The sequence below is a fragment of the Pseudomonas paraversuta genome, from assembly GCF_904063065.1.
In the GTDB taxonomy this organism is placed as follows: Bacteria; Pseudomonadota; Gammaproteobacteria; order Pseudomonadales; family Pseudomonadaceae; genus Aquipseudomonas; species Aquipseudomonas paraversuta.
Window position 1 is genome coordinate 207,072 of the sequence record NZ_CAJFCL010000007.1, and the last position, 25,280, is coordinate 232,351.

General features: G+C 60.1%; 21 protein-coding genes. 9 read left to right on the forward strand and 12 right to left on the reverse strand.

Annotated features, from left to right (window positions below; genetic code table 11):
- Nucleotides 1-60: 60 nt before the first annotated feature.
- Nucleotides 61-810, reverse strand: coding sequence for a tetratricopeptide repeat protein (locus tag JQ845_RS15960; protein ID WP_003443804.1), 750 nt, complete (start codon nucleotides 808-810; stop codon nucleotides 61-63).
- 2 nt (nucleotides 811-812) lie between these two features.
- Nucleotides 813-1,493 carry a Fe2+-dependent dioxygenase gene (locus tag JQ845_RS15965; RefSeq protein WP_003443806.1) on the reverse strand — a complete coding sequence of 227 codons (681 nt, stop codon included), beginning with the start codon at nucleotides 1,491-1,493 and terminating at the stop codon, nucleotides 813-815.
- A gap of 216 nt (nucleotides 1,494-1,709) precedes the next feature.
- Between JQ845_RS15965 and JQ845_RS15970 the strand changes: the two genes are divergently transcribed.
- On the forward strand, nucleotides 1,710-4,013 hold the full coding sequence (locus JQ845_RS15970) for a TonB-dependent receptor (protein ID WP_127196786.1): 2,304 nt from the start codon (nucleotides 1,710-1,712) through the stop codon (nucleotides 4,011-4,013).
- A gap of 231 nt (nucleotides 4,014-4,244) precedes the next feature.
- A complete protein-coding gene (locus tag JQ845_RS15975) occupies nucleotides 4,245-6,779 on the forward strand; it encodes a PepSY domain-containing protein (protein WP_203009248.1) in 2,535 nt (844 codons plus the stop codon).
- Nucleotides 6,780-6,856: 77 nt separating this feature from the next.
- Here the strand turns inward: JQ845_RS15975 and JQ845_RS15980 are convergent, their stop codons facing one another.
- From JQ845_RS15980 to ptsP, 3 genes are read right to left on the reverse strand one after another with little or no spacing between them, the layout of a single operon-like run.
- Nucleotides 6,857-8,593: a PTS fructose-like transporter subunit IIB gene (locus tag JQ845_RS15980; protein WP_010655562.1), complete on the reverse strand. Its 1,737-nt coding sequence runs from the start codon at nucleotides 8,591-8,593 to the stop codon at nucleotides 6,857-6,859.
- Nucleotides 8,594-8,604: 11 nt separating this feature from the next.
- Nucleotides 8,605-9,546, reverse strand: coding sequence for a 1-phosphofructokinase (pfkB, locus tag JQ845_RS15985; RefSeq protein WP_203009249.1), 942 nt, complete (start codon nucleotides 9,544-9,546; stop codon nucleotides 8,605-8,607).
- Nucleotides 9,546-12,407 carry a phosphoenolpyruvate--protein phosphotransferase gene (ptsP, locus tag JQ845_RS15990; RefSeq protein ID WP_203009250.1) on the reverse strand — a complete coding sequence of 954 codons (2,862 nt, stop codon included), beginning with the start codon at nucleotides 12,405-12,407 and terminating at the stop codon, nucleotides 9,546-9,548. Before ptsP ends, pfkB begins: the two co-directional genes overlap by 1 nt.
- A 340-nt stretch (nucleotides 12,408-12,747) precedes the next feature.
- Between ptsP and cra the strand changes: the two genes are divergently transcribed.
- The gene (gene cra, locus JQ845_RS15995; RefSeq protein WP_010655559.1) at nucleotides 12,748-13,743 is read left to right on the forward strand and encodes a catabolite repressor/activator; all 996 of its coding nucleotides are present in this window, start codon (nucleotides 12,748-12,750) and stop codon (nucleotides 13,741-13,743) included.
- 2 nt (nucleotides 13,744-13,745) lie between these two features.
- Nucleotides 13,746-14,534 carry a TatD family hydrolase gene (locus JQ845_RS16000; protein WP_003443820.1) on the forward strand — a complete coding sequence of 263 codons (789 nt, stop codon included), beginning with the start codon at nucleotides 13,746-13,748 and terminating at the stop codon, nucleotides 14,532-14,534.
- A 34-nt stretch (nucleotides 14,535-14,568) separates the two neighbouring features.
- Here JQ845_RS16000 and ampE read toward each other — a convergent pair whose 3' ends face one another.
- The 3 genes from ampE to JQ845_RS16015 all read right to left on the reverse strand — a co-directional run bounded on the left by ampE (nucleotide 14,569) and on the right by JQ845_RS16015 (nucleotide 17,551).
- Nucleotides 14,569-15,405: a regulatory signaling modulator protein AmpE gene (gene ampE, locus JQ845_RS16005; protein ID WP_003443823.1), complete on the reverse strand. Its 837-nt coding sequence runs from the start codon at nucleotides 15,403-15,405 to the stop codon at nucleotides 14,569-14,571.
- Nucleotides 15,402-15,965, reverse strand: a complete 564-nt coding sequence (gene ampD / locus JQ845_RS16010; protein ID WP_161719079.1) for a 1,6-anhydro-N-acetylmuramyl-L-alanine amidase AmpD — start codon at nucleotides 15,963-15,965, stop codon at nucleotides 15,402-15,404. The genes ampE and ampD overlap by 4 nt, the downstream gene beginning before the upstream one ends.
- An 83-nt stretch (nucleotides 15,966-16,048) precedes the next feature.
- On the reverse strand, nucleotides 16,049-17,551 hold the full coding sequence (locus tag JQ845_RS16015; RefSeq protein ID WP_161719081.1) for a DUF1631 family protein: 1,503 nt from the start codon (nucleotides 17,549-17,551) through the stop codon (nucleotides 16,049-16,051).
- 234 nt (nucleotides 17,552-17,785) lie between these two features.
- Between JQ845_RS16015 and nadC the strand changes: the two genes are divergently transcribed.
- Nucleotides 17,786-18,634: a carboxylating nicotinate-nucleotide diphosphorylase gene (gene nadC, locus JQ845_RS16020; protein ID WP_010655557.1), complete on the forward strand. Its 849-nt coding sequence runs from the start codon at nucleotides 17,786-17,788 to the stop codon at nucleotides 18,632-18,634.
- A gap of 108 nt (nucleotides 18,635-18,742) precedes the next feature.
- Here nadC and JQ845_RS16025 read toward each other — a convergent pair whose 3' ends face one another.
- From JQ845_RS16025 to JQ845_RS16035, 3 genes are all read right to left on the reverse strand, one after another.
- On the reverse strand, nucleotides 18,743-19,240 hold the full coding sequence (locus JQ845_RS16025; RefSeq protein ID WP_003443830.1) for a methylated-DNA--[protein]-cysteine S-methyltransferase: 498 nt from the start codon (nucleotides 19,238-19,240) through the stop codon (nucleotides 18,743-18,745).
- On the reverse strand, nucleotides 19,237-20,733 hold the full coding sequence (locus JQ845_RS16030; RefSeq protein WP_127196780.1) for a DNA-3-methyladenine glycosylase 2: 1,497 nt from the start codon (nucleotides 20,731-20,733) through the stop codon (nucleotides 19,237-19,239). Before JQ845_RS16030 ends, JQ845_RS16025 begins: the two co-directional genes overlap by 4 nt.
- A gap of 242 nt (nucleotides 20,734-20,975) precedes the next feature.
- A complete protein-coding gene (locus JQ845_RS16035) occupies nucleotides 20,976-21,377 on the reverse strand; it encodes a pilin (RefSeq protein ID WP_003443834.1) in 402 nt (133 codons plus the stop codon).
- A 221-nt stretch (nucleotides 21,378-21,598) separates the two neighbouring features.
- On the opposite strand from JQ845_RS16035, the gene JQ845_RS16040 reads away from it, so the two are divergent.
- Genes JQ845_RS16040 through yacG form a run of 4 tightly spaced genes read left to right on the forward strand, consistent with a single transcriptional unit; the run spans nucleotide 21,599 to nucleotide 24,504 of the window.
- Nucleotides 21,599-22,816, forward strand: a complete 1,218-nt coding sequence (locus JQ845_RS16040; RefSeq protein WP_203009251.1) for a type II secretion system F family protein — start codon at nucleotides 21,599-21,601, stop codon at nucleotides 22,814-22,816.
- 2 nt (nucleotides 22,817-22,818) lie between these two features.
- The gene (locus JQ845_RS16045) at nucleotides 22,819-23,667 is read left to right on the forward strand and encodes a prepilin peptidase (protein ID WP_328823180.1); all 849 of its coding nucleotides are present in this window, start codon (nucleotides 22,819-22,821) and stop codon (nucleotides 23,665-23,667) included.
- 13 nt (nucleotides 23,668-23,680) lie between these two features.
- Entirely contained in the window at nucleotides 23,681-24,304 is a 624-nt protein-coding gene (gene coaE / locus JQ845_RS16050; RefSeq protein WP_003443839.1) for a dephospho-CoA kinase, read from the forward strand.
- The gene (yacG, locus tag JQ845_RS16055) at nucleotides 24,301-24,504 is read left to right on the forward strand and encodes a DNA gyrase inhibitor YacG (protein WP_003443840.1); all 204 of its coding nucleotides are present in this window, start codon (nucleotides 24,301-24,303) and stop codon (nucleotides 24,502-24,504) included. The genes coaE and yacG overlap by 4 nt, the downstream gene beginning before the upstream one ends.
- Before the next feature lie 72 nt (nucleotides 24,505-24,576).
- On the opposite strand, the gene JQ845_RS16060 is transcribed toward yacG, so the two are convergent.
- Nucleotides 24,577-25,263 carry an energy-coupling factor ABC transporter permease gene (locus JQ845_RS16060; RefSeq protein WP_003443841.1) on the reverse strand — a complete coding sequence of 229 codons (687 nt, stop codon included), beginning with the start codon at nucleotides 25,261-25,263 and terminating at the stop codon, nucleotides 24,577-24,579.
- Between the last annotated feature and the right edge of the window lie 17 nt (nucleotides 25,264-25,280).

Consider the following 25,280-nt stretch of genomic DNA (forward strand, 5'->3'; position numbering starts at 1 on the left):
AAAACCCATGACCTGTCATGGGTTTTTTTATGCCCGCAGCCTGTAGGCGCGAGCTCGCGCCTACAGAATCTCGGCTGCCCGCTGCTGGTAAGCCGTGGCCAATGCCCGGATTTGCGGGTGCCCGGCATTCAATAAGGTCAGGGCCGCGACCTTGAGAAATTTAAGATTGCCCCCCGCCAACGCGCGCTCAAACCAGATCAACGCCTGATCGATTTCCCCCGACTCGGCCAGCACCGAGGCGTGGCTGAACTGCCCACGAAAGTCCCCCGCTTCAGCCGAGCGCCGGTACCACAGGCATGCTGCCTCTTGATCGGCAGGGCAATGCACACCCTCCTCCAGATAACGCCCCAGCAAGTTCATGGATTTGGCGTGCCCCAACTGCGCCGCCCGACGGTAATAAAACTGAGCTGTGATCTGGTCTTCAGCCACGCCGCGCCCGGTGGCCAGCAAGTTGGCGTAGTTGTACATCGCCCAGTCCAGCCCGGCTTCAGCCGCCTGACGATACTCCAGGCTGGCCAGGGTCCAGTCCACAGGCCCGCCCCAGCCCAGTTCCCAGCAGCGCCCCAACATGTTGCGCGCCATCAGGTGATCAGCATTGGCGGCAATCTGAAACCAGCGTCTGGCCAGAGCCGGGTCGCGCTCAATCCCCTGCCCGTCCAGCAGAATCTGCCCCAGCAAGGCCTGACCGTCGACGATGCCCTGGCGGGCCGCGAGCAAAATCGCCTGCGCTGCCCGCGCCGGGTTTTCAGCGAGCATGGCTTTGAGCTGCTCACCGTCGAGTACTTCTTCACGACGCAGTTGAAATGGCATCCCTAAACCTCAACCCAGCGCCGCAACAGGTTGTGATAAGTGCCCGTGAGCCGGATCAACGAGGGGTGATCGGGTACGTCGCGGGTCAGCTGCTGAATGGCGTTATCCATTTCAAACAGCAAGGTGCGCTGGCTGTCTTCACGCACCAGGCTTTGGGTCCAGAAGAACGAGGCATAGCGTGCGCCACGGGTGACCGCATTGACCTTGTGCAGGCTGGTACCGGGGTACAGGACCATGTCGCCAGCAGGCAATTTGACCTGCTGCACACCGTAGGTGTCCTGAATCACCAGCTCGCCACCGTCATAGTCATCGGGGTCGCTGAAAAACAGGGTGGCCGACAAGTCAGTCCGCACCCGCTCGGGACTGCCCTTGGGCTGGCGCACGGCGTTGTCGATATGAAAATCGAAACTGCCACCGCCGGTGTAGCAATTGACCAGCGGCGGGAAGACTTTGTGCGGCAAGGCAGCCGACATGAACAACGGGGTTTGCCACAGCCGGTCAATCATTGCCGCGCCAATTTCCTTCGCCAACGGGTGCCCTTCAGGCAACTGCAGGTTGTGCTTGGCCCTGGCGGACTGAAAGCCGGCGGTGATTTTGCCGTCAGCCCACTCGGTCTGCTCCAGCGCCTCACGAATGCGCTGCACCTCTTCACGGGAAAACAAGCCGGGAATATGCAACAGCATGGCGCGATACCAGTTAGCGAAGGGACGGCAATGGTATTGATTCTTATTGTTCGTGTAAAACCCTGTTAGGACACCGGAGACGAATGAGTGTGAAAAAACCGTAAAGGGAAATTGTAAAGATTGTAAATTTAGGCTAATAGTAATTGATCTCAATTGATACAAGGAATTGTTTGCACTATATTTCGCGGCTCAAATTCTGGGGCAAGGGATCTTCACATGTCGCGCCAACTTATAAAAATACCTGTCAGCTCACCGCGTTTACTGGCTTCGGCTATCGGTGTCGCGATTACCGCGACCTCTGCAGCCCATATGGCTCAGGCTGCCGAAAGCACGGACAGCAAAGCACAGGGCAACAGTATTTCCCTTGGCGCGACCACGGTTTCAGGCGAGCAGAACGAGCAGTCCTACCAGATTGAAAAAGCCGACTCCCCGAAGTACACCGCGCCCCTGATTGATACGCCCCGCTCGATCACCGTGATCCCGCAACAACTGATCAAGGATACGGCCGCAACTTCCCTGCAAGACGCATTGCGCACCGTTCCAGGCATTACCTTCGGCGCAGGTGAAGGCGGTAACCCGCAAGGCGACCGGCCGTTCATTCGCGGCTTTGACGCCCAGGGCGACACCTATCTGGACGGCGTACGCGATACCGGCGCCCAGACCCGCGAGATTTTCGCCGTAGAATCGATTGAAGTCGCCAAAGGCCCGAACTCGGCCTTCGGCGGTCGCGGTGCAGCCGGCGGCACCATCAACATGGTCAGCAAAAAAGCCCATCTGGGTAATTCGTTTGATGGCGGCTACACCTGGGGCTCGGACCAGACCCAACGCTATACCCTGGACGGTAACTATCAGTTCAGCGATACCGTTGCCGGTCGTCTGAACCTGATGAGCCACGAAAGCAATGTGGCCGGTCGCGACAATGTCAATTACGACCGCTGGGGTATTGCTCCTTCCCTGGCGTTTGGCCTGGGCACCGATACCCGGGTCAACGTCGATTACTACCACATGGAAAGTAACGACCTGCCGGATTCGGGTATTCCTTACGGTTTCTCGGTGGGCAAAACCCATACCGCAGACAGCCCGGACAAGCCGAACGACGGCGGTGACAGCAGCAATTTCTACGGCCTGAAAGATCGTGATTTCCGCAAAACCCGCGCCGATATCACTACTTTTTCGTTTGAACACGACTTCAGCGAAGACCTGCACGTCAAGAACACCCTGCGCCACGGCAACACCCTGCAGGATTACATCCTGACCCAGCCGGACGACAGTAAAGGCAACGTCAACAACGGCAGCGTCTGGCGCCGGGCCAACACCCGCGTGAGCAACACCGCCACCACCACCAACCAGACCGATCTGTTTGGTGACGTATATATCGCCGGCTTCAAAAACAGCTACTCCACCGGTATCGAACTCAGCCGCGAGACCAGCAGCAAGTCGTCCTATACCGTTAATACCAGCACCACCCCGGGTACCGCTGGCGGCACTAACTGCACTCCGGGCATGATCGGCGCCCCAAGCGACTGGAACTGCACATCCCTGGGCAACCCGAATGCCAATGATCCATGGAACGGCTCGATCGCACGCAACTATGCCGGTACTGACAGCGCCAACACCACACGCGCTATTTATGCGATGGACACGCTGGAACTGTCACCTGAGTGGCTGCTGAACATGGGTCTGCGTTACGACCACTTCGAGACCAAGTACAAATCGTACACGGCCGCCGGAGCGACCACTTACAAGGGATCTGACACCAGTGACTTCTTCTCCGGCCAGCTCGGCCTGGTGTGGAAAGTCCAGCCTAACGGCAGCGTCTACGTGTCTTACGCCACCTCGGCCACCCCGCCGGGCTCGATGCTGGACAGCAATGAAACCAACCCGTTGAGCGGTACTCCGGATCGCACCGGCAAGATTCTGGCCAGCGACATGGAACCGGAAGAAACCACCAACTATGAACTCGGTACCAAGTGGGATGTGTTCAACGACCGCCTGTCTCTGACGGCAGCCATCTTCCGCACCGAAAAAGAGAACACCCGGGTCCAGACAGACGCTGACACCTACGAGAACGCCGGCAAAACCCGCGTCGACGGCATCGAACTGTCTGCCTCCGGTAAAATCACCGAGCAATGGCAAGTGTTTGCGGGCTACACCTATCTGGACGGCAAGCAGCGCGATGGCGGCCCTTTGAACAAGGCTACCGATGGCAACCAGCTGCCCAACACCCCGAAAAACAGCGCCAGCCTGTGGACCACTTATGCGATCACACCCAAGCTGACCATCGGCGGCGGTGCGTTCTACGTGGATGAAGTATTCGGTAACGTCGCCAACTCGACTTACGTTCCGGCTTACACCCGCTACGACGCAATGGCCAGCTACAAGCTGACCAAAAACGTTGATCTGCAACTGAACGTACAGAACCTGACCGACAAGACTTACTACGACAAAGCCTTTTCGACCCACTTCGCCAACCAGGCGGCGGGCCGTACAGCCTTGTTGACCACCAGCGTTCATTTCTGATGCCAACCTGGTAATGATCACTGGTGGGAGCTGGCTTGCCAGCGATGCAAGCGATACGGTTTTACCGTTAAACCGCGCAGCTGCAATCGCTGGCAAGCCAGCCGCCCACACAGAGATGCCACAGCTTTAGCGCAAAGCCCTGTCCAACGATGGTCGGGGCTTTTGTGTGTAAACAACCTGCACGGCAAACTGCGCCGTGAAGCATTCAATTGAGCGAGCAAGGCGGTCGTCGTGTTTAAGAAAACCCTTTTTCAGCTGCACTGGTTTTTCGGGATCACCGCAGGGCTGGTCCTGGCCCTCATGGGGATTACCGGCGCGACGGTGTCGTTCCAGGACGAACTGCTGAACTTGCTCAACCCCTCGGTGCTCAAGGTCGAGAAACTCGACAGCGGCACCCTGGCGCCCGCCGAACTGGTACGCCGGGTCGAGGCCACTGAAGGCAAACAGGTGTCCATGCTCTGGGTCGGGGTGGACAGCGACAGTGCCGCACGGATTTTCTTCACCCCGCCGCCGGGGGAGCGCCGCGGTCAACTGCGCTATGTCGACCCTTACACCGGCACCTATCAGGGCGACGCCAGCGGCCAGGGCTTCTTCGATCTGATGCTGCAACTGCACCGCTTTCTGGCCATGGGCCAAACCGGTCGCCAGATCACCGGTGCCTGCACCCTGATGCTGATTTTCTTCTGCCTCTCGGGCCTCTACCTGCGCTGGCCGCGCCAGGCACTGAACTGGCGTGCCTGGCTGACCCTGGACTGGGCAAAAAAAGGCCGCAGCTTCAACTGGGACCTGCATTCCGTGGCGGGTACCTGGTGCATGATTTTTTACCTGCTGGCCGCCCTGACCGGCTTGTCGTGGTCCTACGAGTGGTACAACAAAGGCCTGCAAAAACTGTTTTCGGACAGCCCCAACAGCCAGCAGCGCAAAGGCGGTCGCGGTCAGCCCGGCCCTGCGGGGCCGGCCCCTGTAGCCGATTACGATGCCATCTGGGCCACTATCCAGCAGGCTGCAGGGCCGCAACTGAGCCTGTACAACGTGCGGATGCCACCGGTGGCCGGGCAGCCGGCCACGGTTTTTTATCTGCGCAGCGACTCGCCCCATGAGCGGGCCTTCAATCAGATCGTGCTCGACCCGGTCACTGGCGTAATCAAACAACACCAGCGCTACGCAGACAAAAGCTACAAGGCGCAATTGCTGACCAGCATTTACGCGCTTCACGTGGGCAGTTACTGGGGCCTTCCCGGGCGCATCCTGGTGACCATCGCCAGCCTCAGCATGCCGTTGTTCTTTATTACCGGCTGGTTGCTGTACCTGGACCGGCGCCGTAAAAAGCGTCAGATCAAACAGGCGCGCCAGGGTTTGTCCACGGCGCACAGCGATGCATCGCCCTGGTTGATCGGCTTTGCCAGCCAGAGCGGTCTGGCCGAACAACTGGCCTGGCAGAGCGCCGGACAATTGCAGGCCGCCGGATTTGCAGTACGAGTGCAACCGCTGGCAGCGCTCAGCGAGCAGGACTTGCAGCAGGCCAGCCATGCACTGTTTGTCGTCAGTACCTTTGGCGATGGTGAAGCCCCCGACAGTGCCCGTGGCTTTGAACGCAAAGTCCTGAACCAGCCTTTGGCCCTGAGCAGTCTCAAGTATTCGTTGCTGGCCCTGGGCGATCGCCAATACCCGCACTTCTGCGGCTTTGCGACCCGGGTTCAGCAATGGCTGAACGAGCGTGGCGCACAATCATTGTTCACTCCGGTCCAGGTCGACAGCGGCGACCCCGAGGCGCTGCAGCACTGGCAGCAACAGCTCGGTCAACTGACCGGTACTGCGCCGGCGGCCAACTGGCAGGCACCGGGTTACAACAACTGGACCCTTGAACAACGCCAACTGCTCAACCCTGGCAGCAGCGGCTCCGGGGTTTACCTGCTGGGGCTCAAGGCCCCCCATGCCAGCGATTCATGGCAGGCAGGTGATCTGGTTGAAGTCATGCCACGGCAGTCCCCGGCAGCGATTGAGCATTTCCTGCAAGGTCTGGGTCTGTCGGCAGACACCCGGGTACAGCTCGATGGTCTGCAAGAAACCCTGGCCCAGGCCCTGGGCGGGCGTCAGCTGCCGGACAATCGCGGGCATCTGGTGGGCATGCATGCACAGGCATTGGTCGACGCCTTGATCCCGCTGCACATGCGTGAATACTCCATTGCCTCGATCCCCGAAGATGGCCTGCTGCAATTGATCGTGCGTCAGGAGCGCCATGCCGATGGCAGCCTGGGCCTGGGTTCGGGCTGGCTGACGGAACACGCAAATGTGGGTTCTGCCATCAGCCTGAGGGTACGGCGCAACAGTGGTTTCCATCTGCCCGCCGAACCTTGTCCGCTTATTTTGCTGGGCAATGGCACCGGACTGGCGGGGCTGCGCAGCCTGCTCAAAGCGCGCATTGCCAAGGGCCAGCAGCGTAACTGGCTGTTCTTTGGTGAACGCAATGCCGCCCATGACTTCCACTGCCGCGAAGAACTGCAGGGCTGGCTGGCCAGTGGTGATCTGGCGCGGCTGGATCTGGCGTTTTCACGGGATCAGGCACAGAAGATTTATGTACAGGATCGCTTGCGCGAGTCGGCTGATGAAATACGCAGATGGCTGGCAGACGGCGCCGCTATTTATATCTGCGGCAGTCTGCAAGGGATGGCGGCGGGTGTGGATCAGGCCTTGATCGACCTGCTGGGCGAGCCAGCGCTGCAAGCACTGATCGAGCAAGGGCGTTATCGGCGGGATGTGTATTGAACCGATGCCCGCCCCCCTGCAGGAGCGGGCTTGCCCGCGAGCGGTTCAAGGGCTCGCGGGCGGTTTGAGTCAAGGCCTCAGGCCTTGGCAGTCTCCAGCGCCATTTCCGCCGGTTCCGCACGTTTGATCACGGCATACACCACTGCCGTCACCAGGCTACCGGCGACAATCGCCAGCAAGTACAGCAGCGCATGGTTGATCGCATTCGGGATCAGTAGCACGAACAAGCCACCGTGCGGTGCCATCAGCTTGCAGCCGAAGTACATCGACAGTGCACCGGTCAAGGCGCCCCCCAGAATGCTCGCCGGAATCACCCGCAGCGGGTCTTTGGCGGCGAACGGAATCGCACCTTCGGAGATAAAGCACAGTCCCAGCACCAACGCGGCTTTGCCCGCCTCGCGTTCGGTCTGGGCAAATTTGCGCCGGGCAATAAAGGTCGCAATCCCCAGGCCGATCGGCGGCACCATGCCGGCAGCCATGGTGGCGGCCATCGGCGCGTAACTCTGCGAAGCCAGCAGCCCCACCGAAAACGCGTAGGCCGCCTTGTTGATCGGCCCGCCCAAGTCGACACACATCATGCCGCCCAGTAGAACGCCCAACAAAATGGCGTTGGTGGTGCCCATGCTGTCGAGGAAGTGGGTAAGGCCTTCGAGCATGCCGGCCACTGGCTTGCCGACCACATAGATCATCACCAGGCCGGTAAACAGGCTGGCAAACAACGGGATGATCAGAATCGGCTTCAGCGCTTCCAGACTTTGCGGCAATCGCGCATAGCGATTGATCGCCTTGGCGCAGTAACCGGCGATAAACCCGGCAATGATCCCGCCGATAAACCCGGCACCCAGGGTACTGGCCAGCAGCCCGCCAATCATCCCCGGCGCCAGGCCCGGGCGATCGGCAATCGAGTAGGCGATATAGCCCGCCAGCAATGGCACCATCAGTTTGAACGCTGCATCGCCACCGATCTGCATCAGTGCCGCCGCCAGCGTGCCGGGCTCTTTATAGGCCGTGATCCCGAACACGAATGACAGGGCAATCAGCAAGCCGCCCGCCACCACCATTGGCAACATGAACGACACGCCGGTCAGCAAATGCTTGTAGACCCCGGTTTTCTCTTGCTTGGCCGGTGCTGAACCATCAGCCGCTGCCGTCTCTTCCCGGCCTTCGCTCAAGGCTTTGTTCAGGGTGGCTTCGGCTTGCTTGAGGGCGATGCCGGTGCCACAGCGGTAAATCTTCTTGCCGGCAAAACGCTCGGTCGGTACTTCGATATCAGCCGCCAGCAGCACCACATCGGCTTCTCTGATGGCCTGCGGGCTCAGCGGATTGCGCGCACCGACCGAGCCCTGGGTTTCGACCTGCAGCTCGTAGCCCAGACGCTTGGCCGCCTGCTGCAATGCTTCGGCGGCCATAAAGGTGTGCGCCACCCCGGTCGGACAGGCGGTGATGGCGACGATTTTCGGCCCGTGCTGCGGGCTCTCAGCCTCGGTAGAGACTGCTGGAGCGACATACACCCGGGCTTCCTGGGCGCCGCGCTGCAGTATCGCTTCGACATCTTGCAGGGCCTGGGCCGGGGTGCTCTGGAACACGGGTTTGCCAACAAAGCGCTGCATGTCCAGAGGCGTGCTGCTGACCACCAGGACCCATTGCGCTTGATCGATGGTTGCCTGGGACAGCTGGCGTTCCGGATGCTTGGGGTCATGCACTTCGACACTGGTGCTCCACCCCTGACGTTGCGCCGCTGCGTCCAGCAATCGGGCGCACAGCACGCTGGTGACCATGCCGTTGGGGCAGCCCGTGACAATGGCTAATTTCATGTGCAGTCCTCTTATTCTTGTGTCAGGGGGCAAAGGCTGACACCGCTTTCAAGCGTCGCCAGGTGCACCGCATCGCTGATGCCAAAACCGATTTGAGTGACCGCCAGCGCCCCGATGGCGGTGGCGGTGCGCAAGGTCTGCTCGGGGGTGTGGCCGCTGAGCAGGCCATGCAGCATGCCCGCCAGCAGTGAATCGCCGGCACCCACGGTGCTGGCGACGCGAACCTTGGGCGGCCGCGCCTGTAAGGCAAATGCCGGGTTGAACCAGTTCACCCCTTCAGCACCGTGGGAAATCACCACATGCTCAACGCCCCGGACCTGCAATTGCGCGGCAGCCGCGGTCTGCGCCTCAAGGCTGGCAATGTCGTGCCCCAGCGCGGCGCTGAGTTCTTCGGTGTTGGGTTTTATCAGCCAGGGGCCCGCACTCAAACCTTGCTTCAAGGCTTCGCCGCTGGTGTCCAGCACCACTTTCAGGCCAAGGGACTTCAGACGTCGCAGCAATTCACACAACCACTGCGCGCTGATGCCTTGGGGCAAGCTGCCAGCCACCACCACCGCGTCATGGCTGGCGGCAATCTGATCGAGCTTGTCGAGCAAGGCCTGTTGCGCCAGCTCACTGACCTGTGGCCCCGGCCCGTTGAGGTCGGTTACGCGGCCATCGTCTTCAGCCAGCTTGATGTTGCTGCGGGTGTCACCGGGCACGCGGATAAAGGCGTCGACAAAACCGCGGCTGGCAAACAAGGCGTTGAACGGCGCTTGATTGTTTTCACCGAGAAAACCGCTAACGGTGACGCTGTGACCCAGATCGGCCAGCACCTGTGCGACATTCACCCCCTTGCCCGCGGCATGGCTCAGCAAAGCCTGGCTGCGGTGGACTTGCCCCGGTTGCAGATGGGACAGGCGCACGGTCAGGTCCAGGGCCGGGTTAAGGGTTACGGTCAGGATTCTGGCCATCAGAGCGCCTCCACCAAGGCCCGGACTTCTTCCGGGCTACCGACGCTCAAGGCCTGGGTAGCCAGGGTCTTGAGACGCTCCATGCTCAATTCGCGAACCCGCGCCTTGACCTCGGGAATGCTGCGCGCAGACACACTCAACTCATCCACCCCCAGGCCAACCAGCACCGGCACCGCCAGCGGATCGGCCGCCAGCTCGCCGCATACGCCGACCCATTTGCCATGGGCATGGGCGGCACGCACGGTGATGTCGATCAATTGCAACACCGCCGGATGCAAACCGTCGGCCTGTGCCGACAGGGTCGGGTGGCCCCGGTCGATGGCCAGGGTGTACTGGGTCAGGTCGTTGGTGCCGACGCTGAAAAAATCGACTTCCTTGGCCAGCACCGGGGCCAGCAAGGCGGCGGACGGCACTTCAATCATGATCCCCAGCTGTAAGTCAGCCACCGGGATTTCCAGGCGCAGACGTTCGGTCATGTCACGGGCGGCGCGCCATTCGGCCACGCTGCCAACCATCGGGAACATGATGCGCAGCGGGCGGTTATCCGCTGAGCGCAACAGCGCCCGCAACTGGCTTTCCATGATGTGCGGACGTTGCAAGGTGAGACGAATACCCCGTACTCCAAGAAACGGGTTTTCCTCTTTCTCGATCGGCCAGTACGGCAGCGGCTTGTCGCCGCCCACGTCCAGGGTGCGTACCACCAGAGGCCGCCCGTCCAGGCCATCGAGCACCCGACGGTACTCGGCTTCCTGGGTGGCTTCGTCCGGCGCCTGGCTGTGGGCCATGAAAATCAGCTCGGTGCGCAGCAGGCCTATACCTTCGGCGCCCTGCTCGACCGCGTTGGCCACACCCTTGCTCTCGCCGATATTGGCAAACACTTCGACCCCGTGCCCATCCACAGTAACGGCCGGTTCATGACGTTGCTCGGAGGCAGCCAATAAGCGCTGTTCGCGGCTGTCACGCTCAGAAGTGGCGCGCTGCAGGGCGTCGGCATCCGGTGCGACATGCAGGCGGCCACGCTGGCCATCAATCAATAGTTGAGTGCCGGGCGCCAGCAGCAATACCGCTTCGCCAGCTCCGACCAATGCAGGAATTCCCAAGGCCCGGGCGACAATCGCACTGTGCGCGGTGGCGCCACCACGGGCCGTCAAAATGCCTGCAACCCGTGCCGGATCAAGACGCGCCACGTCGGACGGGCCCACTTCGTCCATCACCAGTACATAGGGTTGATCAGGTTCGGCCGGGGTTTGCACGCCACACAACTGCGCCAGAACACGGCGCCCGATGTCACGTAAATCCGCGGCGCGCTCGGCCAGTAATGCATCCTGCAACGACTCTTGCTGACGTGCAGCCGCCTCGATGACCGACATCCACGCGGCCTCGGCGCTTTCGCCGTGCTTGAGCCGGGTATCGACCTCATCCGTCAGCTCCGGGTCATCGAGCATTTCCTGATGGGTGATAAAAATCTCGCGAATGGCCTTGGACTGGCTGCGCTGAATCAGGCCTTCAATGTCCTGACGTACCTCGGCCAAAGCTTTTTTCAGACGTTCACGCTCAATCGCCGCTGATTCGCCACGCAGCGGGTAATCGATAATTTGCAGCACTTGAATGTGTGCCGGGCCGATGGCAATTCCGGGCGCGGCGGCGATGGCCTGGATCACGCTGCCGTCAGCCGGGGCTGTGAGCAGCGTGGCGATGTCGGCCACGGGTGCTGCTGACTCGGCCAGCAGCGGCAGCGGCTCGACTTCTTCGCCCAGGCCTTCTTCAATGGCGGCCAGTATCGCCGGCAATGCATCACCGGCAATTGCGGGTTCGGCGACAAACTCCAGCACCTGGCCGCGACGTGCGCCCAGGCTGAGCAATTTACTCAGGCTCTTGGCCGATACCGCCGACTCCTGGCCGTCAACAATTCGTACACGGATCTCGCCATCAAAGCTCTTCGCCAGTTGCGCGAGTATTTTCGCCGGACGGGCGTGCAAGCCGTGGGCGTTGGCCAGAGTGATACGGGCACTCGGCCAGTCAGCCGGTAATTCGCCGCCCAGCACTTCAAGTACTGCACGACTGCTGGTGGCGCGTCCCAGTTCATGCCCGCGACCTTCGATCAGCAGCGCACACAAGCGTTCAAGCAATGCCTGGTGGGCTTCTCCCAGGCTTGCCAGGCAGAACAGCCCGCTCAGTGGCTGGCCCAGATAGCGCATCGGCTTATCCGGGGTCACAAAAGCCAGGCCCGGGCGCTTGACTGTTTGCTCGCTGTGCAGCCACCACAAACCATCACCCAGGGGCAATGCGTCCACCTGTTGTAACACCGCTGCAAAGCCGTTGCTCACACAATCGGCCTGACGCAGCAGGCGGGCACCGCGCCAGACCAGTTCTTCGAAATCATCGGCGGAGACACCGAGGCCGATCATCTGCGCATCCAGTGCCAGTTCCTGTGGCGCGCCCTGGAGCAATTTGAGCAAGGCTTCGGCGGAACTGGCACGACGCAATGCCTGGCCCAGATCGGTTTCGCCCAAAGCCCGGGTCAGCAGTTGCAGCAGGCGCAAATGCTCGTCGGACTTGGCCGCAATGCCGATCGCCAGATACACGATCTGACCGTCGCCCCAGTCCACTCCATCGGGAAACTGCAATAAACGCACGCCCGTGGCATACACCAGGTCGCGGGTTTCAGGAGTGCCGTGGGGAATGGCAATTCCCTGACCCAAGAAGGTCGAGCCCTGAGCCTCACGCGCTTGCAAGCCTTTCAGATAACCTTCGGCCACCAAACCATCGGCGACCAGCTTATCGGCGAGTAAATGCAGCGCCGCAGACTTATCCACAGCCGTCTGGCCCATGGAAATCTGCTCTATGGTGAGCTCGAGCATGCGTTCTCCTTTTCCGGCGCTCCGTGGCACCAGGTATTGTTTTGAATTAAGTCAGCGTAGATAGCTCCCCCCGAAGGCCTGAGTCATGTGTGGCAAGCACATTGCTCTGCGGGGTAAAGATCCATAAAACACGCTTGCTGAAACGTTTAATCAAGAATGTCCGGCACGTTACTGCATAATTGCCCGCGCTTGAAGCCCAACTTGTTGTATTGATCAATGCAAAACGGCCGGGCTTGCAAAAAAACCAGATGCCGACAAGGCAGACGAAGATCGACTGCCTTTATCGGTTAGGATTGGCCAAAATGTCGACATGTACTACAAAAAATAAGGAATTTCCGGCGTGAAGCTCAGTGATATCGCTCAACTGGCAGGTGTTTCCGTGACCACCGCCAGCTACGTCATCAATGGCAAGGCCGAACAGCAGCGCATTAGCAGCAGCACAGTCGAGCGTGTCCGCGCGGTGGTCGAAGAGCATGGTTTTACCCCCAACCCGCAAGCCGCAGGGCTGCGCAGCCGGCACACGCGCACCCTGGGCTTTATCCTCCCGGACCTCGAAAACCCGAGTTATGCGCGCCTGGCCAAGCAACTGGAACAAGGGGCCCGGGCCCGCGGCTATCAATTGCTTATCGCCAGCTCGGACGATGCGCCGGACAGTGAGCGCCAGTTGCTCAAACTGTTTCGCGCCCGCCGCTGTGACGCCCTGTTCGTCGCCAGTTGCTTGCCTGCGGACGATGACAGCTACCGTCAACTGCAAGACTTGGGCATGCCGATCATTGCGATTGACCGGACCCTGGAGCCTTCGCGCTTTTGCTCGGTCATCAGCGATGACTGCGAAGCCAGTCTGCAATTGACCCGCAGTTTGTTACAACCGATGCCACGGCAAATTGCATTGATCGGCGCACGCCCCGAGCTGAGTATCAGCCAGGCCCGGGCGGCGGGGTTCAAGCAAGCCCTGGAAAATTTCGACGGCGAAATCCTGATCGAGCATGGTGCTGCCTTCAGCCGCGAATGCGGACGCCGGATCATCGATGATCTGCTGGCTCGCCAGGGGCACTTCCCCGAGGCGCTGATCACGACCTCATACGTTCTGCTGCAAGGGATGTTTGATGCACTGCTGGAGCACCCGAGCCAGCGTCCGCCGTTGCGTCTTGCCACCTTTGGCGACACTCAACTGCTGGACTTCCTGCCATTGCCGGTCAATGCCATGGGCCAGCAACACAGGCTGATTGCCGAAAAAGCCCTGAGCCTGGCCTTGTCGGCGATTGAAGAGCAGCACTATGAGCCCGGCATTCATGCCATTGCCCGAGTGTTCAAACAGCGCATCCATCAGGCCTGAGCATGCAACTGATCGACAGCCACACCCATCTCGATTTCCCGGACTTTGACGCCGACCGCCTGCCGTTGCTGGCACGCAGTAGAGCACTGGGGGTTGAGCAGATGGTGGTGCTGGGGGTTGAGCAGAATACCTGGCAGCGGTTGTGGGATCTGGTGCAAACAGACAGTCAGCTATATGCCGCCTTGGGTTTGCATCCGGTGTACCTCGACCGGCATCGACCTGAGCATGTGACTGAACTGGGTCAATGGCTGAACCGTCTTGCCGGGCATCCGCAGCTATGCGCCGTAGGCGAAATCGGCCTCGACTTCTTCCTTCCCGAACTTGACCGCGACGCTCAACAACAGCTGTTTGAAGCGCAGCTGAAGCTGGCGTCGGACTTCCAGCTCCCGGCCCTGCTCCACGTTCGCCGCAGCCATGCGCAAGTGATCGCCACGCTCAAGCGTTTCCGGCTCCAGCGCGGCGGGATCATTCATGCGTTTGCGGGTAGCCGGGAAGAGGCGCGTGAATACCTGAAGCTGGGGTTCAAGCTGGGCCTGGGCGGTGCGGCGACCTGGCCACAGGCATTGCGCCTGCGCAAAGTGCTTGCCGACCTGGCACCGGACACAATAGTGCTGGAAACCGACTCCCCCGACATGGCCCCGGCCATGTACCCCAACCAGCGCAATAGCCCCGAACATTTGCCGGACATTTGCCGGGCACTGGCCGAAGTGATGGGCTTGCACCCGGAGCAACTGGCCAAGGCTTCAACAGCCAATGCCTGTGAAGTGTTTGGCTGGACGCTGCCGGTGTAGGAGCGAGCCTGCTCGCAAGGGTTTTAAATGGCCATCAGAGCAACAATGTCCATACCGCAAAACCTGCATACCACAGCACGGCAGCCCGCAGCAGCAGCGCCCACAGGGTATCAAGGCTGGCGACGCCTTCAGGGCCGGCCTGGGGGGCGGGGATTTCAGCGGCGGCACAGCCAGCCTTGTTGATCAACTGTTCGGCGCTGATGTCCCAGCTCAGCAGTTCATGCAACATCACCCGGCTGACGGCCGCGAAGTTGCCCACCAGCGCAAAACTTGCCCCCAGCAACCGAACCGGCAACCAGTCAAAAGCGTGACGCAGCTGCTGTGCACGCTCGACCAGTTCCGGGTTGTTGCCATGCTCGGCAGCCAGCGCCAGCAGGCGATAGCTCAAGGCGGCGACCGGCCCCAGCAGGAAGTACCAGAAAATCACGGCGAAGAAACTTTGATACGCCTGCCATAACAAATGGCTCTGCACCCTTTCCAGCAATTGCTCGCCACTGTCGGCGGTTTCGCCCAGATCGCGCTCGGCAACATGGGCGCAGGCCTGCAAGTCACCACGGCGCCAGGCATCCCGGAACGGTCCGAGCCCGGCCAGCAAGTCGCCTCGCCCCAAGCTGTAAATCACCACCAGCAAATGCACCGGCAGCACCAGCAAGCCATAGGCCACAGGTTCCAGCACCCATAGCAGCAGCCCCAATACAGCCACCGGGAACAGAATCAGGATAGCCAGTACCCACCATGGCCTGCGCCCGAGCCCGGGGCTGGACTCCAGCTTGTGCAGCTCGCGCAGCCAGCCGCCATCGCACTGAAGACGCTGACGCAAACCCGAGAGTTTCTCGATCAGTATCGCCAGCAGTAACACCACAAAACTCATTGCATCTCTCCTGTGTGCTGCAACGCGCCGCGAAAGCGCGCCCAGTCAAAAGCCGGGCCAGGGTCAGTCTTGCGCCCGGGGGCCACGTCACTGTGGCCACATATCCGGTGCAGGGTAATGGCGGGAAAAGCCGCTTGCAATTGCCGGGTCAACCCGATCAGCGCCTGATACTGCGCATCGCTGAACGGCAGGTCGTCGGTGCCTTCAAGCTCGATCCCCAGCGAAAAGTCATTGCAGGTCTCACGCCCCTCGAAGCTCGAGACACCTGCATGCCAGGCACGATCCAGACAAGACACAAACTGAGTGATTTTGCCGTCACGTTCAATCAGAAAGTGCGCGCTGACCCGTAACTCACTGATGCCTTCAAAGTAGGGATGTTCTGTGACATCCAGGCGATTCTGGAAAAATTCCTGAACCTTGCCGGTAGCGAACTGCCCCGGTGGCAGGCTGATGTTGTGGATAACCAGCAAGGAGACTTCGCCGTTCGGGCGCGCATTGAAGTTGGGTGACGGACAATGGCATACGCCTTGGCACCAACCGCTCGCGGGGTCCAGCTGCATACAGGCTCCTTCAACGGGAAAAACGAAAGGCCCAGTATGCCGCGATGCGCAGGCCGATGGGGAGCAATCTGTAACGCCGCGTATTACTGCGCGGCGGATTGACCCAGGCTCTCAATCACCGAGGCCAGTGCCCGGTCGAACAGCAGGCTGTCGTCGAGCAGCAATATCGTGCCGCAACGCAGTTGGCGAATTAATTCGGAACGGTTTTTTTCCAGGGTTTTGATGCCACTGCGATTAACAAAAACATACCTGCCCTCGGGTTCGACTATCGCGATCAGCTTGCAGCGCAGATGCGAACCCTGATCGTCCTGCTGGTCGATCCAGGTACCGATTCGCAACTGGCTGACCAGCAGCAGCCCTAAATGGTCCTGTTCGTCGAGGACGGGCAGAGGCAATGACGACACCAGCCACGGCCTGATTGCCTGCAGCTGGCGATGTGTCGCCAGTTCGTTGTCGCGGATATGTTGTTCAAGCAATTCAACACGGTCATGTTCGGTCTGGGTAAGCATCAAAAAGTCGTGCAACCAGGACTCGAGCAGACCGGGATCGTGCCCCGAGTAACTCGCCAGTTGCTGAACCACGTGACTGATTTGCCGGTGCAACGGATGGCTACGGCAATCGACACTGGAGTCCCAACCGATGGCAGCACTGGCGATTGCATTGAGCAAACGGCGCGCCGGGTGGCTATCACAGCTGAAAAAGTTCTGATCCATCTGCGCAATTCTGAACATCGGCGCCTGTAACTGGCCGACGATGTTTTGCAACGGCGCCGACAGGTTGCGATCGCCGCGGATGTAATCGAATAACAACTCCACCAGGTTGCCCGCATATTCACCCGTTTCAGGGGATTGCTGCGGGTGCCCGGGCGGTTGTGCGGAGCAGCAGGACGTTGCGGACACCAGGTCGGGCAGCGCGCCAGTGGCGATCAGCAGCTGGTTGGCATCGGCATACAATTGCCCGGTATGGCTGAGCAGATACTTTTCAAACAGTTGCAGCATGATCAACTTGACCTTGATCTCGATGCCCTGATCACGCTCGGCCTGCAAAAAGTATTCGCACAGCATGGCCGGCCCCAGCGGGTTGTTCTGCTCATTGAGCACGACCCGGCTCAACGTATTGAGGCGAGTGCTCAAGTGGCACAGGGCCGACTGATCGCGTACCAGCACCTTCGCCACCATGGCATTGATGACCTGGGCGCGCTCAAGGTCGTTGCCCAACAGCGAAAACACGCCCTGCGCGGGGGTTGCCATCAACAGCGTGGAGTCACTGGCAGCGGGTTGGGTCAACTTGATAAATGCGTAGAGCAACCGCTCGAGAAAACTGCGCTCGATGTTTTTGCGCTTGAGCCGTACATCGCGCATGGCTTCAAAAAACAGGCTCTGTTCTGCGTCGCTGCGGGCCTTGTCGGCCATTTCGAACAGGGTTGCATCGGCGTTATCGAACAGTACTTGCAAGTGGGACTTGAGCTGCTGTGCGGCCTTGTCATGGACCTGCAACAGGATCACAGGCAGGCGGGCGAGAGGCGAGTGAATCGCCAGCTCGATTGAGGACCTGTGGTCAGCCCCCGCTTTCCCGTCAATGTGCATCCCGGCCTCCAGCGCTGGACGTCAAACTCATGACGCCAAATAGAAGGCGGATTATCTTGTAAAAGCTGTCGCTTGTGCCAGCAGACTCTGCATTTCAGTCTGTGCGCCGGCAAATTAATCCCGAAAGTGCCAAAAGCCGCACAGTTGCAGAGAACCGGCAGTTACCCCGCACGCTCCTTGGGTTCACCGCCAGCATGGCCCTATAATCGGCGCACTTTGTTTGTGGAGCCCGTTATGCCGAATTTATGCCTGGCCGACCTCACCGCCGAAATCGAAGCCAACGTACGCCGTGCGTTAGCCGAGGACATTGGCAGTGGCGACATTACTGCACGGCTGATCCCGGCCGAACGTCTGGCCACTGCCTCAATCATTACCCGCGAAGCCGCTGTCATCAGTGGTACGGCCTGGGTCGACTGTGTATTTCGCCAGCTTGATCCACGCGTTGCAGTGCACTGGCAAGTGGTCGACGGCGAGCGCGTGAGCCCCAATCAAGTGCTGTTTCACCTCGAAGGGCCGGCCCGCTCACTGCTCAGTGGTGAACGTAGCGCGCTGAATTTTCTGCAACTGTTATCGGGGGTAGCCACCCACGCCCAGTCATTGGCCGATCAAGTGGCGGATACCGGGGTCAAGTTGCTGGACACACGCAAAACCCTGCCGGGCCTGCGCATGGCGCAAAAATACGCGGTGACCTGCGGCGGTTGCCACAACCACCGCATAGGCCTGTACGACGCATTCCTGATCAAGGAAAACCACATTGCGGCCTGCGGCGGCATTGCCCAGGCGATCAGTGCCGCGCACAAGATCGCTCCGGGAAAACCGGTGGAAATCGAAGTCGAGAGCCTGTCCGAACTCAAGGAAGCGCTGGCAGCCGGGGCCGATATCATCATGCTCGACGAACTGAGCATGGACGACATGCGTGAAGCGGTGCGCCTGAATGCAGGCAAAGCCAAGCTGGAAGCCAGTGGCGGCATCAACCATGCCACCTTGCGCCCGATCGCCGAAACCGGCGTTGACTACATCTCGATCGGCGCCATGACCAAGGATGTCAAAGCGGTGGATCTGTCGATGCGGTTGAGCCTGTAAAAAACCCGCACCTGCAGGAGCGAGCTTGCTCGCGACGGCATCAGCGCAGTCAGCCCGGAACTGCACGTTGCCTGAGTCGCGAGCAAGCTCGCTCCCTCAGGGTTGCAGTCAGGACAATACAAAGCCCTGACACTTCACCTCATGTTCCAGTAGCCATTGCTTGGCCGCCAGGCCGCCGCCAAAGCCGGTCAGCGTGCCATTGCTGCCAATCACGCGATGACACGGAATGATGATCGGGATCGGGTTACGCCCGTTCGCCGCCCCCACCGCCCGCGATGCCTTGGGCCGAAGAATTTGTTGCGAGATCTGCCCGTAGCTGGTGGTGGCCGCGTAGGGAATGGTGGTCAGCGCCCCCCAAACCGACTGTTGAAACGCCGTGCCCACAGGCTTGAGCGACAGATCGAAAACCAGCCGTGTACCCGAAAAATACTCCTCGAGCTGACGCCGCGCTTCAGCCAGTTTTGGCGCTGAATGCACCCAGCCCGCCAGTGGCGTATGGGGCCGACGATCCAGTTCAAAACGCACTTCGCGCAACCCTTCGTCATCGGCCACCAGAAACAGCGGGCCAATGGGTGACGGCATTTGATCGTAGTAAATCCGGGTCATGTTGACTCCTTGCGGGCGGCGGCCGAGTCAGTGGCCGCACGCCATAAATACATTACTGAATAGGCCCGCCACGGACGCCAGCTTTCGGCCAGGGTTTGCAGGGCCCGGGTACTCAACGGCGTATCGTGGGGATTGGCTTCGCGGCGCAGTATCAGGTCCGCCGCCGGGAATGCATCGGGGTGTTTGAGCACCCGCATGGCGATGTAATGTGCGGTCCACTCGCCGATTCCCGGCAGCTGTACCCAGCGCTGGATAAAGCTGTGCAACGGTTGCTCGACGGCAAAATCCACCCGGCCTTCGATCAGGGCGCGGGCGATACCCTTGATTGTGTCTATCCGCGCCTGGGTAATGCCCATCTGCCCCAGATCGGCCTCTGCCAGTTGCTCGGGCCCCGGGAATAGACGATCAAGCCCTGCCCCTGGCGGGCTCTCAATCGCAATGCCGTAGCGGTGCACTATGCGGCTGGCCAGGGTCCGTGCAGCTGCCACGCTGACCTGCTGGCCCAGTACCGCCCGCACCGCCACTTCAAATCCATCCCAGCCACCGGGCAACCGCAGGCCCGGATAGCGTTCGACAAGCGGCGCCAGCAGCGCACTGCTACTCAAGGTCTGAGCTATTGCCAGAGGATCGGCATCCAGATCAAACATCCGCCGGATCCGGGTGACCACACCAAGCATCTGGCTCGGCGGCACATTCAACAGTTCAAGTTGCAGCGCATGCTGCTCACCCGGCCAGGCACTGACCCGCAACCAGCCGGGGGCATCGCCGGCACCAAATACCCGCTGATAACTGTGGGCGTCCACCTGTTCGATGCCTGGCAGGGCCCGAGTCTGCACAAAGCCCAGTAACGCGCTGAAATCGTAAGGCGGGCGATAGCCCAGACGCAGCACCAATGCCTTGTCGGCCCGGGCTTTCGGGCTGCGCCTGAAGTCTCTGGGCTGCGCATGATTGGCCTCGGCAAACGCGGCATTGAAGCGCCGCAAGCTGCCAAAGCCGGAGGCCATGGCTACTTCGGTGATCGACAGGTGTGTTTCGCTCAGGAGCTGCTTGGCAAACAGCAAACGCTGAGTCGCGTGTACCGCTATCGGGGGGGCGCCCAGGTGCTTGACGAACAGGCGCCGCAATTGCCGGGCACCGATATCCAGACGATCGGCCAGCATCTCCAGCGAGTGATCGGCCAGGAAACCTTCATTGATCAACTTCAAACCACGGGACACCAGATGCTCGCCATGCAGCCACAGCAGATTGCCCGGCGCCAGTTCTGGCCGACAGCGCAAACAGGGTCTGAAACCCTGGGCCTGAGCAGCCGCCGCGCTGGGGTAATACACCACGTTTTCGGGCTTTGGCGGGCGCGCCGGGCATACCGGCCGGCAGTAGATCCGGGTGCTGAGCACCGCCGTAAAAAACACCCCGTCAAAACGCGCATCACGGCTTAACCGGGCGATTTCGCAGGCGGCGGTGCTGGGCGCAAGAAGGCTGTTGTGTGTGTTCATGGAGCGCACAATAGCACTGGGTCATGGCTGATTCTCGCCATTTTCGGACCTCAATGTCGGCCGTCGATCAGCGGGTTCTGGAGAGGGGTTGCACACCCCAATGCCCGCACCGTCGCCCTGGCCGTACTGCATGAGCGGCAATCATCTGCGCCCGGCAGAGGGTTTGATCAGATTGCCCCTGGCTGGCATTTTTTCCGGCATCTCACATTGCAGGAGCCGGCCTGGCTCCTGCAGAACCCTGACTATTTACAGGCACCGCTTTGCAGACAGGTGCCGGTTTGGGTCCACACCAGTGTGCTGCCGTTCAAGGCAGGCGTCATCACGCTGGTCCAGCCACCCGCTGCCTGGGTGCCGGTCATGCTGATCACGCCATCTACCACTGTCATGCCCGCTGCCAGGTTGTCAGTGGCTGCGGCCGGGCCTGGAATGCCGTGGCTGCCCGCATCGCAGACAGTCAAATCATTACTCTCGCTGTAACACAGGGCGACGGCGGTCTTGTAGCTGTTGCTGATTGAGTTCACCTCGGCAAAACGGGCCTTCATGGTGTGTTCGTTGTAAGCCGGCAATGCAAAAGAGGCGATCAGGCCAATGATCGCAACCACAATCATCAACTCGATCAGGGTGAAGCCTTTTTGTTGTTTCACATGAAATCTCCAAAAGTGGGACGCGGCCCTGTGGCCAAACGCCAAAGCAGTACTGAGCCGCCCAAAAAGTGCGCACAGGCTATCAAGGTTAGCGGGCGGTTGCTCCACAACTACATGGCTGACATCTGTGGAAACGCTCCAATGGCCGTCCCGACTTTGGGCCATCTAGCCTTTGAGGCCAGGAGCACAACAAAGCAATCAACTATTCAGGGATGGAAAAAATGCCAGCACAGGCAGATAAAACCAGTGTTTATCGGTGGCAAGGCACTGATCGCCAAGGCGCTCCGGCCAGTGGTGAAAGCACTGGCCACAGCCAGGCAATGATCCGGGCCCGGTTACGCCGACAAGGTATTACCGTTAGTAAAATTCGCCGGCATACAGACCGCGACACCCCCGCAGGCAAACCCGTCAAAGCCGTACAGATCACACTTTTCACTCGCCAGTTGGCCACGCTGATCAGAGCCGGCATCCCGCTGCTGCAAGCGCTGGAGGTAATTGCCAACGGCCTGGAACATCAGGCCATGGGCAAGCTGGTGAATGATCTGCAGCAGGACATCAATGCAGGTATCAGCCTGGCAAGTGCGTTGCGAAAAAGGCCGGCACAGTTCGATGCATTGTTCTGCAATCTGATCGAGGCTGGCGAGCAGGCCGGGGCACTGGATGTGTTGCTGGAGCGGATCGCGACGTACAAGGAAAAAACCGAAACTCTGAAAAACAAAATCAAAAAGGCCATGACCTACCCCATAGCCGTGCTGGTGGTGGCATCAGGGGTCTGCGCAATTTTATTGATTGAAGTGGTGCCGCAGTTCCAGCGCGTGTTCGACTCTTTTGACGCCCAACTGCCACTCTTCACGCTCTGGGTAATCGCTGTCTCCCAGGCGCTGCAACAGTTCGGCCTGTGGCTGCTCGCCGGGGCCGGCCTGGGGTGTGCGGCTCTGGGCTATCGCTACAAACACTGCGCGGCGTTGCGTCAGCGCCTTGATCGCTGGCTGTTGAAACTCCCGGTGCTGGGCAACCTGCTGCATTTTTCGGCCATCGCCCGTTTTGCCCGCACGCTGTCCACCACCGTTGCCGCCGGAGTTCCATTGCTTGAAGCGCTGCACGCAGTCGCCGGAGCCACGGGCAACAGCCTGTTCAAAGACGCGGTACTGCAACTCAGGCAGCGGGTGGCAACAGGCAGTCAGATCCATGTTGCCATGGGCGATGTCAGAGTATTCCCGGGCATGGTGATCCAGATGACAGCAATTGGCGAAGAGTCCGGCACACTGGACGAGATGCTCAACCACGTAGCCACCTATTATGAGAGCCAGGTCGACACTCTGGTCGATAACCTGACAGCATTGATGGAGCCGGCAATCATGGTGGTACTCGGCGTCATGGTTGGCGGACTGGTGATCGCCATGTATTTACCGATTTTCAAATTGGGCCAAGTGATTTGAGCATGATTGAATTTTTCACCCGCCACCCCGACGCTTTTATCGTCTGCGCCCTGATCCTCGGCTTGTTGGTGGGCAGCTTTATCAATGTCCTGGCCTGGCGCTTGCCCAGGATGCTCGAGCAGGACTGGCGAGCACAGGCCAGGGAATTGCTGGAGTTGCCCGCAGCCGAAAAAGTGCCTGTGTATAACTTGATGCTGCCCCGCTCCCACTGCCCGCAATGCCAGCACCCGTTGCGCCTGTGGGAAAAGATTCCGCTGCTCAGCTACCTGCTACTGGGTGGCAAGTGCTCCCGGTGCAGGACCGTTATCAGCCCGCGCTACCCCCTGACCGAACTGGCTTGCGGATTATTGTCGGCGTTTATAGCCTGGCATTTCGGCCTGAGCCTGCAGGCGGGCTGGATGCTGGTGCTGACCTGGGGGCTGCTGGCTATTTGCCTGATCGATGCCGAGCACCAGATCGTGCCCGATGTTCTGGTGCTGCCCCTGCTCTGGATGGGCTTGCTGCTCAACAGCTTCGATACTTTTACCAGCCTGTCACAAGCGGTATGGGGCGCAGCGCTGGGCTATGCAAGCCTGTGGTCGATCTTCTGGATCTTCAAGCTGCTCACCGGCAAGGACGGCATGGGCTATGGTGACTTCAAGCTGCTGGCGATGCTCGGAGCCTGGGGCGGCATTGCAGTATTACCCTTGACCATTGTGCTCTCGTCACTGATGGGTGCGATCGCAGGCCTGAGCCTGCTGGCATTACGCCAGGCCAAAACCTCCACCCCGATTCCCTTTGCCCCCTATCTGGCAATTGCCGGCTGGATTGGATTGCTCTGGGGTGGTCAAATAACCGCCTTCTATTGGTAGCTTTCGGTTTGAAATGAATACCTCATCTTCCAGACCCTGGATCCTCGGCCTGACCGGCGGCATTGGCAGTGGTAAAAGCGCCGCTGCCGAGCACTTCGCCGCCCTGGGTGTTCATGTGGTGGACGCCGACCATGCGGCACGCTGGGTGGTTGAGCCCGGGCGCCCGGCGCTGGCGAAAATCGCCGAACACTTTGGCGATGCCGTGCTGCAGGCCGATGGACAGCTCGATCGCAGCGCCTTGCGCAGCCTGATCTTTAGCGACCCTGAACTTCGGCGCTGGCTCGAAGCCCTGCTGCACCCATTGATTCGGGAAGAAATCGCGCTCAACCTGGCCCAGGCAAAATCGCCCTACGCCATTCTGGTTTCGCCACTGCTGATAGAGTCCGGCCAGTACGCAACCACCCAGCGCGTACTGGTGATCGACGCCCCGCAAGCCTTGCAGATTGAGCGCACGTTATTGCGCGACAACACCAGCGAACAGCAAGTACAGGCCATTCTGAAGGCTCAAGCCAGCCGCGAAGAACGCCTGAGTCACGCTGATGACATCCTGGTCAACGATAGCGACCTGAAGACGCTCCAGACTGAAGTCGAGCGCCTGCATCACTTTTACTTAACTTTGCGTGGAGGCCAACCATGACCAAACCTATGACCGTAGACTGCCCGACTTGTGGCACCGCCGTGGAATGGAAAACCACCAACGCGTTCCGGCCATTCTGCTCGGACCGCTGCAAACTGATCGATTTGGGCGCCTGGGCCAGCGAAGAACACAAAATCCCGGTAAGCCCGGATGCAGAGGACGACCTGTTTTCCGAGGACTTGCCAGACCGCCTGCATTAACTCCCCCTGCGCCAGCCGGCTCGTCAGCGATTACAGCGCCCTTTGTAGCGCTGGCAGGCCAGCGCCTGACCGTCACCTGGGGTCTTCATCCTTCCAGGGGGCGGCCAGGTAACGGGTACGGTTGAAGGTCTCGAGCCATTCAGGACAAAACACTACCAGTGCAGTGACCAGCATCCCGTTGATGAACGCTTCCGGAAAGATGATCAGCCACAGATAGCCAATAAAGTCTTCCAGCCACTGCGCCATGACGAAGATCCCGTCCAGCCACAACACGCCAAGCACTGCCAGCAAACACAACAACGCCGCCAGCGCCGCCGCAAAGAAGCCTGAGCAAAAGATATACACGAAGGGATTACGCGGTTGCGCACGCTCAACCAGTCGCGCGCAACATTCCGTCACTGCAATGGGCAACACAATCAGCAGCATGCCATTGACGCCCATCGCGGCCAGGTCCTGTCGCCCCAGCAGCACCAGCCCTCCTTGCGCCATAAGCGCACCGATAACGGCCAGCGGCCAGTCGAGCAGTAACGTGACCACTGTCAGGCCAATAAAGTGATACGACACACCCGTATCGAAATCACGTCGCACCAGCCACAGCAAGAACAGTCCGAATACAGTCCCGAACAGCAAGTGCTGGCGGCGCGGGTCGGCAAACAGCTCAACCCACGGCGCTCGCCAGATCGCCCAGACCACCACGGGCACATAGAGCATCCAGCCGGTCAACATCGTTTCAGTGGACAACACTGCGGCACTGATCATGTTCGCGTCCTCATCCT

Excerpts from the sequence above, each read along its gene's own strand:
- yacG (WP_003443840.1), top strand. The coding sequence starts at position 24,301 with ATGACCAAACCTATGACCGTAGACTGCCCGACTTGTGGCACCGCCGTG.
- JQ845_RS16000 (WP_003443820.1), top strand. The coding sequence starts at position 13,746 with ATGCAACTGATCGACAGCCACACCCATCTCGATTTCCCGGACTTTGAC.
- ptsP (WP_203009250.1), bottom strand. The coding sequence starts at position 12,407 with ATGCTCGAGCTCACCATAGAGCAGATTTCCATGGGCCAGACGGCTGTG.
- JQ845_RS16045 (WP_328823180.1), top strand. The coding sequence starts at position 22,819 with ATGATTGAATTTTTCACCCGCCACCCCGACGCTTTTATCGTCTGCGCC.
- JQ845_RS16015 (WP_161719081.1), bottom strand. The coding sequence starts at position 17,551 with ATGCACATTGACGGGAAAGCGGGGGCTGACCACAGGTCCTCAATCGAG.
- ampD (WP_161719079.1), bottom strand. The coding sequence starts at position 15,965 with ATGCAGCTGGACCCCGCGAGCGGTTGGTGCCAAGGCGTATGCCATTGT.
- JQ845_RS16025 (WP_003443830.1), bottom strand. The coding sequence starts at position 19,240 with ATGACCCGGATTTACTACGATCAAATGCCGTCACCCATTGGCCCGCTG.
- JQ845_RS16060 (WP_003443841.1), bottom strand. The coding sequence starts at position 25,263 with ATGATCAGTGCCGCAGTGTTGTCCACTGAAACGATGTTGACCGGCTGG.
- nadC (WP_010655557.1), top strand. The coding sequence starts at position 17,786 with ATGCCGAATTTATGCCTGGCCGACCTCACCGCCGAAATCGAAGCCAAC.
- ampE (WP_003443823.1), bottom strand. The coding sequence starts at position 15,405 with ATGAGTTTTGTGGTGTTACTGCTGGCGATACTGATCGAGAAACTCTCG.
- coaE (WP_003443839.1), top strand. The coding sequence starts at position 23,681 with ATGAATACCTCATCTTCCAGACCCTGGATCCTCGGCCTGACCGGCGGC.
- JQ845_RS15980 (WP_010655562.1), bottom strand. The coding sequence starts at position 8,593 with ATGAAATTAGCCATTGTCACGGGCTGCCCCAACGGCATGGTCACCAGC.
- JQ845_RS15965 (WP_003443806.1), bottom strand. The coding sequence starts at position 1,493 with ATGCTGTTGCATATTCCCGGCTTGTTTTCCCGTGAAGAGGTGCAGCGC.
- JQ845_RS15960 (WP_003443804.1), bottom strand. The coding sequence starts at position 810 with ATGCCATTTCAACTGCGTCGTGAAGAAGTACTCGACGGTGAGCAGCTC.
- JQ845_RS15970 (WP_127196786.1), top strand. The coding sequence starts at position 1,710 with ATGTCGCGCCAACTTATAAAAATACCTGTCAGCTCACCGCGTTTACTG.
- pfkB (WP_203009249.1), bottom strand. The coding sequence starts at position 9,546 with ATGGCCAGAATCCTGACCGTAACCCTTAACCCGGCCCTGGACCTGACC.
- JQ845_RS16030 (WP_127196780.1), bottom strand. The coding sequence starts at position 20,733 with ATGAACACACACAACAGCCTTCTTGCGCCCAGCACCGCCGCCTGCGAA.
- JQ845_RS16040 (WP_203009251.1), top strand. The coding sequence starts at position 21,599 with ATGCCAGCACAGGCAGATAAAACCAGTGTTTATCGGTGGCAAGGCACT.